This is a genomic window from Bradyrhizobium cenepequi, from assembly GCF_020329485.1.
In the GTDB taxonomy this organism is placed as follows: Bacteria; Pseudomonadota; Alphaproteobacteria; order Rhizobiales; family Xanthobacteraceae; genus Bradyrhizobium; species Bradyrhizobium cenepequi.
In genome coordinates, this window is record NZ_JAGKJI010000179.1 from 1 (window position 1) to 703 (window position 703).

Sequence of the window (703 nt, forward strand, 5' to 3'; positions counted from 1 at the left end):
TTGGGGGTCCCGGTAGAGCCGGAGGTGTAGATCACATAGGCGAGATGGCGGGAGCCAAGCGCGCGCACATCCGGATCCGACGCCGGCAGCTGCGCCCAGGCCGGCGTTGCCGTGTCGAGATCCACCACCGTCACATCCACGCCATCACCAAGCGCGGCGCGACCGGCCGCATCGGCCAGCAGCAGTCGTGGCGCCGCATCGCCCAGCACCTGGCGCAGCCGCTGAGACGGGTAGGCCGGATCCAGCGGCAGATAGGCGCCGCCCGCCTTCAGGATCGCCAAAACCCCCACCACCATCGCCGGGCTGCGCTCCAGGCAGATCGCCACCGGCTGATCCGGCCTGACCCCGCGCGCGATCAGATGATGCGCCAGGCGGTTGGCCCGCGCATTGAGCTCGCCATAGCTGAGGCGTTCGTCCGCATCGATCACCGCCACCGCGTCCGGGGCTTTGCGCACCTGCGCCTCGAACAGCTCGTGGATGCACTGCTGCTCAGCATAAGGCGCCGCCGTCCGGTTCAGCTCCTCCAACAGATAGGTGCGCTCAGCGGACGACAGCAGCTCAATGCGGCCGACCGGCTGCTGCGCATCGGCTACCATCGCCCGCAGCAGCGCCAGCAAATAGCCCCGCTGCCGCTCGATGGTCGCCTGATCGAACAGCGCCGTGGCATAGTCCAGCGTGCCGGCGATCATCTCGCTATGCTCGC

At 68.7% G+C, this 703-nt stretch carries 1 protein-coding gene; it reads right to left on the reverse strand.

Annotated elements, in window-relative coordinates; all coding sequences use genetic code 11:
- A partial coding sequence (locus J6497_RS40805; protein ID WP_225709767.1) for an AMP-binding protein occupies positions 1–689 on the reverse strand: 689 nt, incomplete at its 3' end.
- Between the last annotated feature and the right edge of the window lie 14 nt (positions 690–703).